At 67.6% G+C, this 12579-nt stretch carries 13 protein-coding genes; 11 read left to right on the top strand and 2 right to left on the bottom strand.

Annotated features, from left to right (window positions below):
- Positions 1 to 14: 14 nt before the first annotated feature.
- Entirely contained in the window at positions 15 to 740 is a 726-nt protein-coding gene (locus V5B44_RS10410; RefSeq protein WP_332344266.1) for a sterol desaturase family protein, read from the bottom strand.
- A gap of 91 nt (positions 741 to 831) precedes the next feature.
- Here V5B44_RS10410 and V5B44_RS10405 point away from each other — a divergent pair, with 91 nt between their 5' ends.
- The 7 genes from V5B44_RS10405 to V5B44_RS10375 are packed head-to-tail and all read left to right on the top strand — an operon-like array spanning position 832 to position 7698.
- Positions 832 to 1443, top strand: coding sequence for a nuclear transport factor 2 family protein (locus V5B44_RS10405; RefSeq protein WP_332358969.1), 612 nt, complete (start codon positions 832 to 834; stop codon positions 1441 to 1443).
- A gap of 22 nt (positions 1444 to 1465) precedes the next feature.
- On the top strand, positions 1466 to 3583 hold the full coding sequence (locus V5B44_RS10400; protein WP_332358968.1) for an Mpo1-like protein: 2118 nt from the start codon (positions 1466 to 1468) through the stop codon (positions 3581 to 3583).
- Positions 3580 to 4188 carry a phosphatase PAP2 family protein gene (locus tag V5B44_RS10395; protein ID WP_332358967.1) on the top strand — a complete coding sequence of 203 codons (609 nt, stop codon included), beginning with the start codon at positions 3580 to 3582 and terminating at the stop codon, positions 4186 to 4188. The genes V5B44_RS10400 and V5B44_RS10395 overlap by 4 nt, the downstream gene beginning before the upstream one ends.
- Positions 4175 to 4918, top strand: coding sequence for a hypothetical protein (locus V5B44_RS10390; protein ID WP_332358966.1), 744 nt, complete (start codon positions 4175 to 4177; stop codon positions 4916 to 4918). The genes V5B44_RS10395 and V5B44_RS10390 overlap by 14 nt, the downstream gene beginning before the upstream one ends.
- A gap of 2 nt (positions 4919 to 4920) precedes the next feature.
- Positions 4921 to 5985, top strand: a complete 1065-nt coding sequence (locus V5B44_RS10385) for an aromatic ring-hydroxylating dioxygenase subunit alpha (protein WP_332358965.1) — start codon at positions 4921 to 4923, stop codon at positions 5983 to 5985.
- A complete protein-coding gene (locus V5B44_RS10380; protein WP_332358964.1) occupies positions 5978 to 6808 on the top strand; it encodes an SDR family NAD(P)-dependent oxidoreductase in 831 nt (276 codons plus the stop codon). The genes V5B44_RS10385 and V5B44_RS10380 overlap by 8 nt, the downstream gene beginning before the upstream one ends.
- A complete protein-coding gene (locus tag V5B44_RS10375) occupies positions 6805 to 7698 on the top strand; it encodes a ferritin-like domain-containing protein (RefSeq protein ID WP_332358963.1) in 894 nt (297 codons plus the stop codon). Before V5B44_RS10380 ends, V5B44_RS10375 begins: the two co-directional genes overlap by 4 nt.
- Positions 7699 to 7986: 288 nt before the next feature.
- Here V5B44_RS10375 and V5B44_RS10370 read toward each other — a convergent pair whose 3' ends face one another.
- Positions 7987 to 8823 carry a PA4780 family RIO1-like protein kinase gene (locus V5B44_RS10370; RefSeq protein WP_332358962.1) on the bottom strand — a complete coding sequence of 279 codons (837 nt, stop codon included), beginning with the start codon at positions 8821 to 8823 and terminating at the stop codon, positions 7987 to 7989.
- 131 nt (positions 8824 to 8954) lie between these two features.
- On the opposite strand from V5B44_RS10370, the gene V5B44_RS10365 reads away from it, so the two are divergent.
- The 4 genes from V5B44_RS10365 (at position 8955) to V5B44_RS10350 (ending at position 12143) form a co-directional block, all read left to right on the top strand.
- Positions 8955 to 9257 (top strand): hypothetical protein, encoded by a 303-nt coding sequence (locus tag V5B44_RS10365; RefSeq protein ID WP_332358961.1) that lies wholly within the window; start codon positions 8955 to 8957, stop codon positions 9255 to 9257.
- Positions 9257 to 9496 carry a type II toxin-antitoxin system RelE/ParE family toxin gene (locus V5B44_RS10360; protein WP_332358960.1) on the top strand — a complete coding sequence of 80 codons (240 nt, stop codon included), beginning with the start codon at positions 9257 to 9259 and terminating at the stop codon, positions 9494 to 9496. The genes V5B44_RS10365 and V5B44_RS10360 overlap by 1 nt, the downstream gene beginning before the upstream one ends.
- Positions 9497 to 9740: 244 nt before the next feature.
- The gene (locus V5B44_RS10355) at positions 9741 to 10196 is read left to right on the top strand and encodes a hypothetical protein (protein WP_332358959.1); all 456 of its coding nucleotides are present in this window, start codon (positions 9741 to 9743) and stop codon (positions 10194 to 10196) included.
- 315 nt (positions 10197 to 10511) lie between these two features.
- The gene (locus V5B44_RS10350) at positions 10512 to 12143 is read left to right on the top strand and encodes a hypothetical protein (protein ID WP_332358958.1); all 1632 of its coding nucleotides are present in this window, start codon (positions 10512 to 10514) and stop codon (positions 12141 to 12143) included.
- The last annotated feature ends 436 nt before the right edge of the window (positions 12144 to 12579 follow it).

The raw sequence follows: 12579 nt of genomic DNA, 5'->3' as shown, positions 1-12579 counted from the left end.
TTCTTTCTCCTCGCTTACCAGGGAAACAGCAACTGGCGCCACGGCCCCGGCGCATTCGCCGTGCCGTAGCGGGTCGGATAGCCGTTCGGCTCGGCGGCGGTGCCGAACAGCCGATCCCAGAGGATCAGGTTGGCACCGAAGTTGACCCGCTGGCCGTCGAAGCTGTGATGCAGATGATGGTGTGCTGGCGTCACCAGCGTGCGCCCCAGCCAGGCCGGTGCAAAGCGCGCGGGCAGCCTTGAGTGACGCCAGAGGTCGAGACTGGCGGTCAGCGCCGCGGCGAGGAAGAAGCCCTGCGGGCAATCACACAGGAAGCCGAGGAGCGGATTGAGCAGCAGGTAGACGAACAGAAAATTGATCGGCAGCGAGTTGCGCGAGGTCGCCCAGACGTTCACCGCCGGCGAGGCGTGATGGCACTGATGCAGGGCCCACAACACGCCAACCCGATGGAACAGCCGGTGCTGCAGGTAGTAGAGGAGGTCCACGAAGACGAAGTTGAGCGCGAAGGCGCCGACGCAGCCGATCCGCAGGCTGCCGGCCAGATCCGGCCAATGCACCGCCAGCCCGCGCGTCGCGATCAGGTAGCCGGCGGCGGGGATGACGACGCCTTGAACGGCCAGGCCGAGCAGATTGAGCAGGTGGTCGGCCCGCGATCCGGCCGGGGCGGGAAGTGCCGACCAGCGCTCGAGCAGCGCGAGCGTCACGAAGGCAAGGAGCGGAAGGAACCAGCCGGCGGTCACGTCAGGATGGGCGGCAGCTTGTGCGGCAGGAAACGAATTGGCTATTATAGCTGGGCGCGCAAATGGCGACGCATCAGGGGAGAGCACGACAATGAGAGGTTTTCGACAGCTGCTTTGTGTTCTCGCGACTTTCGTCGTGACCACCACGGCGTCCGCACAGACAACGCCGCCGGCACAACGCGAGGCGGATCACCAGGCGCTGCGGGCGCTGCTCATCAAGTCCGCGGCCGCACTGAACACGCGCAACCTCGACTCAGTGGCGGCTGAACTCCATCCCGCGTTCACGGTGATCACCGTGGACAACCAGAAGCTGGTCGGTCTGGAGGCCCTGAAGAACTACTATGCCGGCTTGTTCGACGGACCGCAGGCGATCGTCCGGAAGTTCGAAGCGAGGCCGGTCGCCGACGAGCTGACCCGCTTCATCGACGACCGCACCGGCGTCGTTTACGGCTTGTCGGACGATCGCTACGAGTTCAAGGACGGCGACACGCGTACGATGAAGACGCGCTGGAGCGCAGTGGTGGTGAAGGAGGGAGACGTCTGGAAGCTGGTGAACGTGCACTTCTCGGCCAACGTCCTCGACAACCCGCTGCTCGACGCCGCCCGGGACTACACCAGCAAGCTGGCACTGCTGGCTGGCGGTGGCGGCCTGCTCGTCGGTGGCTTGCTGATGGCCTGGCTACGCCGACGTCCGCGCGCCTAGCGCCGAGGGACGCCGGCGCCGCATGCTCGATCTGCTGCTCAAGGGCGGGCTGGTCTTCGACGGTACCGGCGCGCCGCCGGTGTGCGCCGACATCGGCATCGTCGCTGGCCGCATCGTTCGCCTGGCGCCAGGCATCGACGAGGCCGCCCGCACGACGCGCGATGTCGGCGGCCAGTGGATCGTGCCGGGCTTCATCGACATCCACACCCACTACGACGTCGAGGTCGAGATCGCGCCCGGGTTGGCGGAGTCGGTTCGGCACGGCGTCACCTCGGTCGTGATGGGCAACTGCAGCCTCTCGCTGACGGTCGGCGAGGCGCCGGATCTGGCGGATATCTTCCTGCGCGTCGAGAGCCTGCCGGCGCCGCTGGTGCGCAAATGGCTCGCGCAGTCGGTGTCGTGGGGCTCGCCGCAGGCGTATCTGGCGCATCTGCGCAGCCTGCCGCTGGGACCTAACGTCGCGCCGCTGCTCGGCCACAGCGCGCTGCGCGCGGCGGTGATGGGACTGGAGCGCAGCCTGCACGAGGCAGCGAGCGACGACGACCTCGCCCGCATGCGTGCGCTCGCCGGCCAGGCGCTCGACGCCGGCTGCTTCGGCATCTCGGTCGACATGGTCCACTGGCACAAGGTCAGCGGCGCCTTCGCCGGACGCTCGGTGCCGTCGCATTATGCCGCGGCGCGCGAATACCGCATGCTCGCCGACCTCTGTCGCGAACGCGACGCCGTCTTCCAGGTCACACCGAATCCGCAGAACGGGCTCTCCTTTCTGCTGATCCTGGCCATGTCGACCGGCCTCTTCCGGCCACCGCTGCGGGCGACAGTGCTCTCGGCGCTCGACATGTCCGACCACCCGCAACTGTGGCGGCTGTTCCCGCTGATCACCTTCGTGGTTAACCGGCTGCTCGGCGGCAACCTGCGCTTCCAGACGCTGGCCGAGCCATTCGCGATCTACGCCGACGGACCGATCACGCCGCTGTTCGAAGAGTTCGCCGCTGGCGTCGAGCTGAACAGCTGCGCCACCGCCGCGGCCCGACGGGCGCTGTGGGCGAGCGACGCGTTCCGGGCGCGCTTCCGCGCCGACTGGCAGCGACGCGAATTGCGTACCTTCCACCGTGATCCGGCGCGCATGTGGATCGTCGCCTCGCCTGAAGCCGATCAGGTCGGGCGAAGCGTTGCGGAGGTCGCCGCCGCCCGCGGCAGCGACGCGACCGCCGCGCTGATCGACCTGCTCGCCACCCACGACGAGCAACTGCGCTGGGTCGCCTGCGGCGCCAACGAGCGGCCGGCGATCCGCCGCCGCCTGCTGGCGCACCCGCACATCCACCCCGGTTTCACCGACGCCGGGGCGCATTCGCGCAACCTGGCGTTCTTCGATGGCGCTCTTGCCGTCTTGCGGGAGGCGGTCAGCACGGCCTGCATGTCACCCGAGCGAGCGATCGCCCGCGTCACCGGCGAGGTCGCCCGCTGGTTCAATCTCGACGCCGGCGAGCTGCGCGAAGGTCGCCGTGCCGACCTGCTGGTCCTCTCTCCCGCCGCCTTGAAGACAGCGGTGCCGGCGCCGCTCGAGATCGCCGATCCCCTGCTCGAAGGCGCCCGGCGCATGGTCAAGCGCGGCTCGGCGGCGGCCGTGGCGAGCGTCTTCATCGCCGGCATCGAGGTCGTGCGTGACGGGGAGCCGTTGCCGGTGCTCGGCACGGTCCGGACGGGAACGCTGCTCGCACCGACGGTCAAGGTACGCGGGCAGGCAGCGGTGCTGGCGCGCTACCGCAACCGCATCGATGACGAGCTGGTCGATCATCCCTTTTGCGACTATTGGGACATCTTCGTTTTCAAGCACCAGGATCGCCGGAATGTCCTGCTCCACTGCCTCGCCGTGCTGATGATGTATGGCAGCGGCCTGGCCCTGCTGACGACCTGGAACCTGTGGTGGCTCCTGCTCGTGCCGGCGTCGCAGGCGACCGGCCTCGCCGGCCACTGGCTGTTCGAGCGTTCGCACGTCGACATGCGCGACGTCGTCTTTTCCTGGCGCGCATCGCGCTGCCTGAACCGGATGTTCTTCGCCGTCCTGCGTGGCCGCTACTGGCACGAGGTGGGCCGGGTACGCAACGAGTTCGCGCTGTTCCGGGAAGCAGCGGCGTGATCGCCGTTCCAGGCATCCGGCGCTCGAACCAGGCGCGGGCCATGCTCCTCGGCTATCTCGCCTTCTCGGCGCTGTACCTGGGCAGCGGCACCCTGCATCTGGTGAGGCCGACGACGCTGCTCCCCGGCGCGCTCGATGCAGCCATCCCGTTGGTCGACTGGACGATCTGGATCTACCTGTCGCAGTTCCTGCTCCTGCCAGGCGCGATCGCTTTTGCGCGCGACGACACCGACCGCAGCCAGACCTTCTACGCGATGCTGCTGGCCGCGGTCGTCGCCGCCCTGATCTTCCTCGCCTGGCCAACGACGATGGTACGCCAGACGCCGGCCACCGACGGCCTCACCGGCCTGGCCTGGCGCCTGCTCCATTTCGCCGACCCGCCGGCGAACTGCTTCCCGTCGCTGCACGTGGCACTGGCCGTGATCGCGGCTCGGGCGCTGTGGCGACGCGGCGCCTTCATCCTGGCGACTGGCTGGCCGATCCTGATCGCCGCCTCGACACTGAGTACCCGGCAGCACGTCGCCGCGGACATCGTCGGCGGCCTGTTGCTGGCGGCCCTGGCCCTGTGGCTGACGCCGAGGATTCTGCGCCTTGATCCCGCCTGACTCACTGCCGGAAGCGCAGGTGCTGGCGACCGCGACGCTCGGCGAGAGCGAGCGGCGGGCGATGCATGCGCTCTACGAACGCTACTACGAGGGCTCGTCGTGGCAGCTGTTCGCCGGTGACCTTGCCGGCAAGGACCGCGTCGTCCTGCTGCGCGACAACGACGGCGAAGTGCAGGGCTTTTCGACGCTGGCGATCTACGAGCGCAGCTTCGACGGCACGCCGGTGCGGGTGATCTTCTCCGGCGACACGGTCGTCGACCAGCGCCACTGGGGCCAGCAGGCACTCGCCCTCGCCTGGCTGCGCCTGGCCGGGGCCCTGAAGGGCGAGCGGCCGGAGCTGCCTCTGTACTGGCTGCTGATCTCCAAGGGACATCGGACGTATCGCTATCTGCCGGTCTTCAGCCGCGCCTTCGAGCCATCGCCCGACCCCGCCACCAGCGCCGGGCTGCGCGCACTCAAGGACTTTCTCGCGCACGACCGCTTCGGCGAAGCCTACGACCGCAACACCGGCGTCGTGCGCTTTGCCGAGTCGCGCGGCCACCTGCGCCAACCCTATGCCGAGGTTTCGGAAGCGCATGCCCGTCTGCCCGAGGTCGCCTTCTTCCTGGCACACAATCCGGGCTATGCGCGCGGTGACGAGCTGGTCTGCCTGTGCGAGCTGGCCGCCGATGCGCTGCAGCCGATCGCCCGCCGGGCGTTTCTCGCCGGCGCCCGGACAGCACGGGCCTAGCCGTGGAAACCCGCGTCTTCAACCATCCGCAGGCGGTCGTCGAGGGCTGGTACTGGCTGGCACGTTCGCGCGACATCCGGCGCGGCCAGGTCGTGCCCTTGCGGCTGCTCGGCCGCGACCTGGCCGTCTTTCGCGGTGCCGATGGCCAGGTGGCGGCGCTTGACGCCTACTGTGCGCACATGGGCGCGCATCTCGCCGAGGGGCGTGTCGAGGGCCAGGCCTTGCGCTGCTTTTTCCACCGCTGGCGCTACGAGGCGGACGGCCGCTGCAGCGACATCCCATGTCTCGCCGGCAAGGTCGGCCCACAGGTGCGCGTGCGCCACTGGCCCACCGCCGAGCGCTACGGCATGATCTGGCTGTGGACCGGCGAGACGCCCGCCCACGACCTGCCCGAGGTGCCGGAGCTGGCGGGCCAGCCGTGCGAGGCGCTGGTGGCGAACCGCTTCCGCAAGCGCTGCCATCCGAATGTGGTACTGATCAACGCCATCGACGAGCAGCATTTCGCCAGCGTGCATCACCTCCCCGGCTCGATCCTGAGCATGGAAGCCCTCCCCCGCAGCGTCTCGAACATCGAGTTCCGCAACCTCGGCAAGGTGCCGACCGACAGCCTGCTCGGCCGACTGATAGCGCGCTTCTACCAGGGCCCGCTGACCTACACCATGAGCTACTGGTACGGCAGCCTCGGGACGGTGACGCTCGGTCCGGACTTCCTGCATCTGCACCTGATGTTCGCCTTGCGGCGGGGCGACGACGGCGCCACCGAAGGGCAGACCCTCGCCCTCACCCGGCAGCGCCGCGGGCCGCTCGGCTGGCTGGTCAACCGGATTCTGCTGCACACCACCGCGCTGGCCGCACGCTATTTTGCCTACGGCGACACGCGGGTCTTCGAGAGCATCCGCTTCGACTTCCGCCACCCGATTCCGGCCGACCGTGCGGTACTGGCGTTCATCCGCCATCTCGAGGCGCAACCGCTGGCCAACTGGCAGGAGCTCGATCGGCCGGGCGCACGCCAGCCAGTCGCCCGCCTGCGGCAGGCAGCCACTGATCTGGGCGCTGGCGATGGCTGAGCGCATGGTCCTCATCACCGGCTGTTCGTCGGGCTTCGGGCTGGGGATCGCGCAGGCCCTGGCGGCGCGCGGCTGGACGGTGCTTGCCGGCGTGCGCGATCCGGCGCGCGCGCCAGCGGAACTTGCCAGCACGCGACTGCTGCCACTTGATCTGACCGACACCACACAGATCGCTGCCGTCGCGGCCGGCATCGAGCGCCTCGACTGTCTGATCAACAATGCCGGCTACGCCCTCAACGGCCCTCTTGCAAGCTACGGCGCGGTGCAGATGCAGCAGCAGATGCAGGTCAATGTGCTCGGTCCGGCGCTGCTCACGCAGCAGTTGCTGCCGGCACTTGCCGCCGCCCGCGGCCGGGTGATCAACGTCTCCTCGCTCGCCGGCGAACTCGGGCTGCCGATGAACTCGCTCTACTGTGCGAGCAAGTTCGCGCTCGAGGGCCTGTCCGAGTCGCTGCGCCACGAATTGCGGCCGCAGGGCGTGCAGGTGGCGCTGGTCGAGCCGGGCGGCTTCCGCACCCGCTTCGCCGCCAACATGATCTGGGGCGAGCGGCCACTGGCTGCTGGCGGTGCCGATGCGCGGCAACTGGCGGCCTACCGCGAGTTGCAGGCGAGGATGCTCGCGCGTCCGGGCAACGACCCCGCCGCCGTCGTGGACGCCGTTGTCCGCCTCACGGAACTGGCGACCATGCCGCTGCGCACGCGCGTCGGCGGCGACGCAAAAAGCACGCGCTGGCTGCGGCGCTGGCTGCCCGAAAACGCGTTCACCGCGCTGACCGGGGCGCTGTTCCGGCGCCAGCTGGCCAGCCGGCGAAGCCGATCATGATCGTCGGCGACCAGCGCCGCGACGCCTTGCGCCGCGCCGCCGACCGCATCGGCCGTCACCGCCCGCCGCCGACGGCGCCCGACGGCACCCGGCCGCTGTGGGACGCTGCCTTTTTTGGCCTGGATCGCGTCGCACGCTTTCGCGACGCCGACACCGAGACCCGGCAGTCGGTGCTCGCCGACTGCACCGCCGGCATGCTCGCCGAATCCTGGCGCATCGAGTGCTGCGGTATCGATTACTGCGCCCGCATGGCGCTCACCGCCGAAGACGACGACGAGCGGCGCCTGTTCGGGCTGGTCGGCGCGGACGAAGCCCGGCACGCCGGCTGGCTGGCACCCTGGCTGGCAGCCGGTGAGCAGGAACCGGATCCCTTCAACCGCTTCATCGCCGGACTGGCCGAAACCGGTACGCCGCAGGCGCTCGCCTTCCTGTTGCAGGTGGTGCTCGAAGGCTTCGGCATCACGCACTACAGCGCCCTCGCCGCGCACTGCCGTGACGCCGGCTTGGCTGACATCCTGCAGCGCCTGTCGCAAGACGAAGCCCGGCATCATGCCGCCGGGCGGGCCGTCTTCCGGCCCGACCGGCTGACCCGCGGCGACCGCCGCTTCCTCGCCGACGCCACGCAGGTATTCCTGGAGATGATTCGCTGCGGTCCGCAGGCGGTCGTCGCGGCGCTCGACAAAGGCATCGGGCTGGGCGATCAGAGCGACGTTGCCGCGACCTTCTCCGCTGTCGATGCCGAGGGTGCCGGCGCCGTCAAGCTGGCCCGCCTGCGCCGGCTGATGGCCCAGCCGGGCATGGCATGGCTGGTCGACACGCTGGCGGCCGGCGGCCTCTTCACGCCCTGCCCGGCGCCCGACTGCGCGCGCATCTACACCGCCAGCCGCTGACCGGCGCCGAGGTATCGCTGTCTGGCGCCCGTCGCGACGGGATCATGGCCTCGACACGATGCCGGAAACGCGGGCCAGTGAGGTAGTGGTAGATCAGTTCCATCCGTCACTCCTTTCCCGCAAAGTCACGAACGGATGGAACATGGGGCTTGACCAAAACAACCTGCAGGGTTGCCCCTGCGGCCTTTTCACCGTGTGCTCGCCAGGAGGCAATCCGTGGATACGACATGTATCGAACGGGCCACTGGCCAGACATCGACGAGGACATCAGTGGCGAAGGTATGTGGGCTATTCGCACATGCGCCGGATTTCATTCTCCTCGATGGCCAGCTTGACCTGGAGGAGAACGGCGTCGACGTCGGCCAGCCCCTCGTCGAGTACGACTTGACCGGTCAGGGGCAGTTCCGGCGACAGCAGGCCGCTTTCGTAGTGCGCCCAGATTTCCTTGCCGTACTGGCTATCCTTGAGGGTGGGTGCGAAGGCGCTGAAGTAGGTGCGCAGATTGAGCACGTCACGCTCGAACATTTCGGCGGCGTCGCTGTTGCCCGCCGCATCGACGGCTTGCGGCAGGTCGATGATGACCGGCCCGCCTTCGCCGACGAGGATGTTGTATTCCGAGAGGTCGCCGTGGATGACGCCGGCGCACAGCATGCGCACCACCTGATTCATGAGCAGGGCGTGATACGCCAGTGCCAGTTCCTCGCTGAGTGCGACATCGTTCAGGCGCGGCGCGGCGTGGCCGTCGGCATCGAGAACCAGATCCATCAGCAACACGCCAGCGAAGCAGATATGCGGCTGCGGCACCCGCACCCCGGCGGCAGCCAGCCGATACAGGGCATCGACCTCGGCACTCTGCCAGACCTCTTCCTGCATCCGCCGCCCATAGCGGCTGCCTTTCTCCATGGCGCGCGCCTGCCGGCTGTTCTTGACCTTGCGGCCTTCCTGGTACGAGGCGTTCTTGCGGAAGCTACGTTGATTGGCATCCTTGTACACCTTGGCGCAGCGAATCGCTTCGCCGCAGCGGACGACATAGACGGTGGCCTCCTTGCCGCTCATCAATTGGCCAATCACCTCATCGACGAGGCCTTCTTCGACGAGCGCGGTGAGTCTGTGGGGGGTTTTCATGGTGGCCTTGGGTTTGGATTGGCTGCGTGCTTCGTCACGCGCCGCGAGGCGGTGGACAGCGTGTAGGTCGTCTAGCGTAGCGCAAGCCGAGGCTTGGCGCGCAAATAATCGGGAATTGACGCTGCTTGATAGTGGCTCCTAGACCTGCGCCGCCAGTGCTGGTTTCCCTGCCCCCGGCCAGCCCCGGCGGTTGGTCAGCCGCCGCGCGGCGCAGCTTCGAGGTCGCCCTCGCCTCTGTGCAGGAGAGCCTGCAAGCCTGGATAGCGCTCGGCTGGACGTACAAGCGCAGTGCGCGCCAACAGGGTATCGCCGAGCTGCGCCAACTCTGGCAGGAAGCGATCCATGACAAAGCGCCAGGCGTCTCGGCTGCGGAAGTGCTCGACCGCCTTGAACGCAAGTACCAGGCTATCGCCGAGGCTGCCGGAACGAAGTGATGCGGTTGGAACTCTCGCGCTTCGTCGAGGGCGACCTGGACGACATTGCGGCCTATATCGCCCATGATAATCCGCACCGAGCCGTCACGTTGATCCAGGACATCCGCGCCAAGTTTCTGGACATTCAACGCAAACCGCTGATCTACCCGCTCCGTGCGACATTGGCGACGAGGCGCGCGTGGCAACCGTTGGAAGCTATGCCATTCTCTTCCGCGTCATCGGTGAGGTCGTACGGATAGAGCGCGTGGCTTACGGTGGGCGCGACCTGCCGGATGTTTTGGACTCGTCGTGACAAGGTTGCTGATGGGAAGCGGAAAGGAATCAAAGGGGCAGATTTAACCATGAGCAATCAAAGGGCCCCGTTGGCCGGTCAAATTCCCCCACCTTTCGTCACTTCAAAATCCCCCACCCTGAAGGTGCCGTGACGGTGCAGTAGTGCGTCGTTTTTGTCGCTCCGGTCAAATTCCAGACTGCGCCGCCAGCATGCGCGCCGAATCCTGGCACATCGAGCGCTGCGGCATCGATTACTGCGCCCGCATGACGCTCACTGCCGACGAAGACGACGAGCGGCGCCTGTCGCAGGACGAAGCCCTGCACCACGCCGCCGGGCTGGCGGTCTTCCGGCCCGACCAGCTGAACCGCGGCGACCGCCGCTTCCTTGCCGACGCCACGCAGGTGTTCCTGGAAATGATTCGCTGTGGTCCGCAGGCAGTCGTCGCGGCACTCGACAAAGGCATCGGCCTGGGCGATCAGGCCGACGTCGCCGCGACCTTCGCCGCCATCGATGCCGGGGCCGCCGGCGCCGCCAAGCTGGCCCGCCTGCGCCGCCTCATGGCCCAACCGGGCATGGTATGGCTGGTCGACAGGGTGGCGACCGGCGGCCTCTTCGCGCCCTGCCCGGCGCCCGACTGCGCGCGCATCTACACCGCCAGCCGCTGACCGGCGCCGAGGTATCGTTGCCTGGCCACGAGCCGTGACGGGATCAGCGCGAGATCCTTGATGGCGCCGGCCTTGACGCCTGAGGCTCTTGAAGGCAGCCATTCACCGCACCCCGACAAAACGGTAGCCGCCGTTCGACATTCACCAGTGCTATTCTTGCCCGGCGGGCACCTTTGAACCAGGAGCGGCCAGTGATGTGATCGAGAATTCCTGAGCCAGGGGTTGCGATCGCGCGCTCGGGCGAGAGCCGACGTGAGCTGCCGTGATTCTCAACCGGCCCTTGCGGGGGAAAGCAAAGAAAGGCCAACCGACGCCATGACCGAATCCACGCGCATGCAGGTCGCTGCCAGCGCGGCGCTGTATGCGCTGTGGCTGCTGATCTGGATCGTCCTCGGCGACGAGCCGGGCGGCCTGCGGCACAGTCACTGGGATCAGGCGGCGGCAGCAGCCGTGGCCGCGGTGGCCGCGTTGTCGATGGCCTGGTCCATGGGTCGCCCCTATCGCGGCTTTCTTGCGCTGCACACCATTGCGTTCGTGTTGCTCGCGGCGTCGTGGCTGACCTACTCAGAGGCCCCGGCATCCGCCCCCGACCAAGCGCCGATCTCCGATCCTCGTCTCCTTTCACTCGCGTCCGGGCTCTTGACCGATGCCCTCTATGCGCTGTTCGCCTTCTCGATGCTCTGCGCGTGGAGCTACATGGCCCTCGTGCTCTGGCACCGCCGCGCGTTGACGCTGCAGACAGTGGTCGTCTTCACGGTGCTAATGACCGGCCTGGGTGCGATCTTCACGGGCTTCTACACGACGTTGTATGCGACCAAGCTCGACACGCCGCTGGGCCGGCTCGATGCCGTCACCGCGGTACTCGAATTCGCTGTCGTCGTCGCCGGCCTGCTCTGCGTATTGCTCCGCGTGCCGGCACTGGTGGTGTGGATGCTGGTTGCGAGCGCCATCCTGATCGCCGGCGACATGGTCTACAGCATGGACGTCGTACCGCCAGTCATCGACGCCGTGTGGATGTTCGGCCAGTTTCTGTGGTTCGCTGCCATCGTGGCCATGGGGCGTCACGAAGCCTCCGAGAGAACTCGAGCGGCATCGGCCGGTGGCGAAGCGGCCGATGCCGAGGGCCGCTCGGGCCTGTCGGGCATCCTCATCCTCCTATCGCTGGGCTCGGTGCTGTTGTCGCCGCTGGTCTGGTTCGTGCCGAGCACGGCTGCATGGAAATTCTTCTTCTCGGTACTGTTCATCGTTGCCCTGATAGTGACGCTGATCTGGATCACCGATCGCTTCGACGATGCGGTGGCGTTCCTGCGCCGCTACGTGCAGCAGGTACTGCGCTCGCGACTGCTGTCGGACGACTGGCGGGGGGCACCGCCAGGGATACGGAATGCGCTGCAATCGACGCGGCTGGGCACTTTGCTCGACGAGTTCCGCGGCGAAGCCACGCGGCTGAGGCGCGACGTGCTGTTCCTCGGGCGCGAGCGGCTGTACGGGCCGCCCAAGGAGCGCGCCGCTGGCTCGCCGGTGTGCTTCATCGTGATGCCTTTCGGACAGGAGTGGTCCGCCGACGTCCACCGCATTCTGGTCAAGGCCTGCGACGCAGCGGGCGCACGCGCCGTGCGCGGCGACGACCTGTTTACCCCCACCGACATCCTCGAGGACATCTGGCAGGGTATCCATGCCGCAGACTTCGTCATCGCCGACATCACCGGGCGCAATCCGAACGTGCTGTACGAACTCGGGATCGCGCACACGCTGGCCAAACCCGTGCTCATCCTGTCAAGGCTGGCAAGCGACATCCCGATCGACCTCGCCACCCGGCGCGTGGCGCTGTACGGGCAGTCTGCGGGAGATTGGCGCGAAGACCTGGCGCACAAGATCCAGCCCGCGGTTGCGGCGCTGGTCAGCGACTGCAGCTCGAACGCGCAGGCAAAGAGTCGCGCCCCTTGATCACGTACTGTCCAGAAAATGAATCGCAGACTGTCAGGCTGCCTCGCAATACGTAGGGGAAAGCCGGTTCCTTCACCCCGGTGCTTGAAGTCCGCCAGGGCCTTGTCGCTCCCGCGTATCTTCGTGCCCTGGAGCGTGTCGCATCGCGGAGGCGGCAATCACTCATCGGCGCCGCCTTGCTCGTGGCAGCACTGACCTCGAGTTGGAGGCAGGTCTCGAGGCAACGCGTACGACTATCCACAACACGCGCCCCATTCCGTTGTCTCTCGACCAGGATATCCATATCGTCTGCGTGGCGCGCAAAGCGACAATGGCCCCAATGCTTTCAATCGCACGTGGCCCACCTGCCGCGAGCCGGGGACACATTATGATTTGCGCGCCCGGGTGACGTGAACGAGAAGCAAAAGGGGCCAGGCTCCTCGGGCTGATGCGCTGC

Source organism: Candidatus Accumulibacter necessarius, assembly GCF_036625085.1.
This window is presented reverse-complemented; position numbering and strand designations above follow the sequence as displayed.

Excerpts from the sequence above, each read along its gene's own strand:
- V5B44_RS10360 (WP_332358960.1), top strand. The coding sequence starts at position 9,257 with ATGCGGTTGGAACTCTCGCGCTTCGTCGAGGGCGACCTGGACGACATT.
- V5B44_RS10380 (WP_332358964.1), top strand. The coding sequence starts at position 5,978 with ATGGCTGAGCGCATGGTCCTCATCACCGGCTGTTCGTCGGGCTTCGGG.
- V5B44_RS10370 (WP_332358962.1), bottom strand. The coding sequence starts at position 8,823 with ATGAAAACCCCCCACAGACTCACCGCGCTCGTCGAAGAAGGCCTCGTC.
- V5B44_RS10400 (WP_332358968.1), top strand. The coding sequence starts at position 1,466 with ATGCTCGATCTGCTGCTCAAGGGCGGGCTGGTCTTCGACGGTACCGGC.
- V5B44_RS10355 (WP_332358959.1), top strand. The coding sequence starts at position 9,741 with ATGCGCGCCGAATCCTGGCACATCGAGCGCTGCGGCATCGATTACTGC.
- V5B44_RS10375 (WP_332358963.1), top strand. The coding sequence starts at position 6,805 with ATGATCGTCGGCGACCAGCGCCGCGACGCCTTGCGCCGCGCCGCCGAC.
- V5B44_RS10405 (WP_332358969.1), top strand. The coding sequence starts at position 832 with ATGAGAGGTTTTCGACAGCTGCTTTGTGTTCTCGCGACTTTCGTCGTG.
- V5B44_RS10350 (WP_332358958.1), top strand. The coding sequence starts at position 10,512 with ATGACCGAATCCACGCGCATGCAGGTCGCTGCCAGCGCGGCGCTGTAT.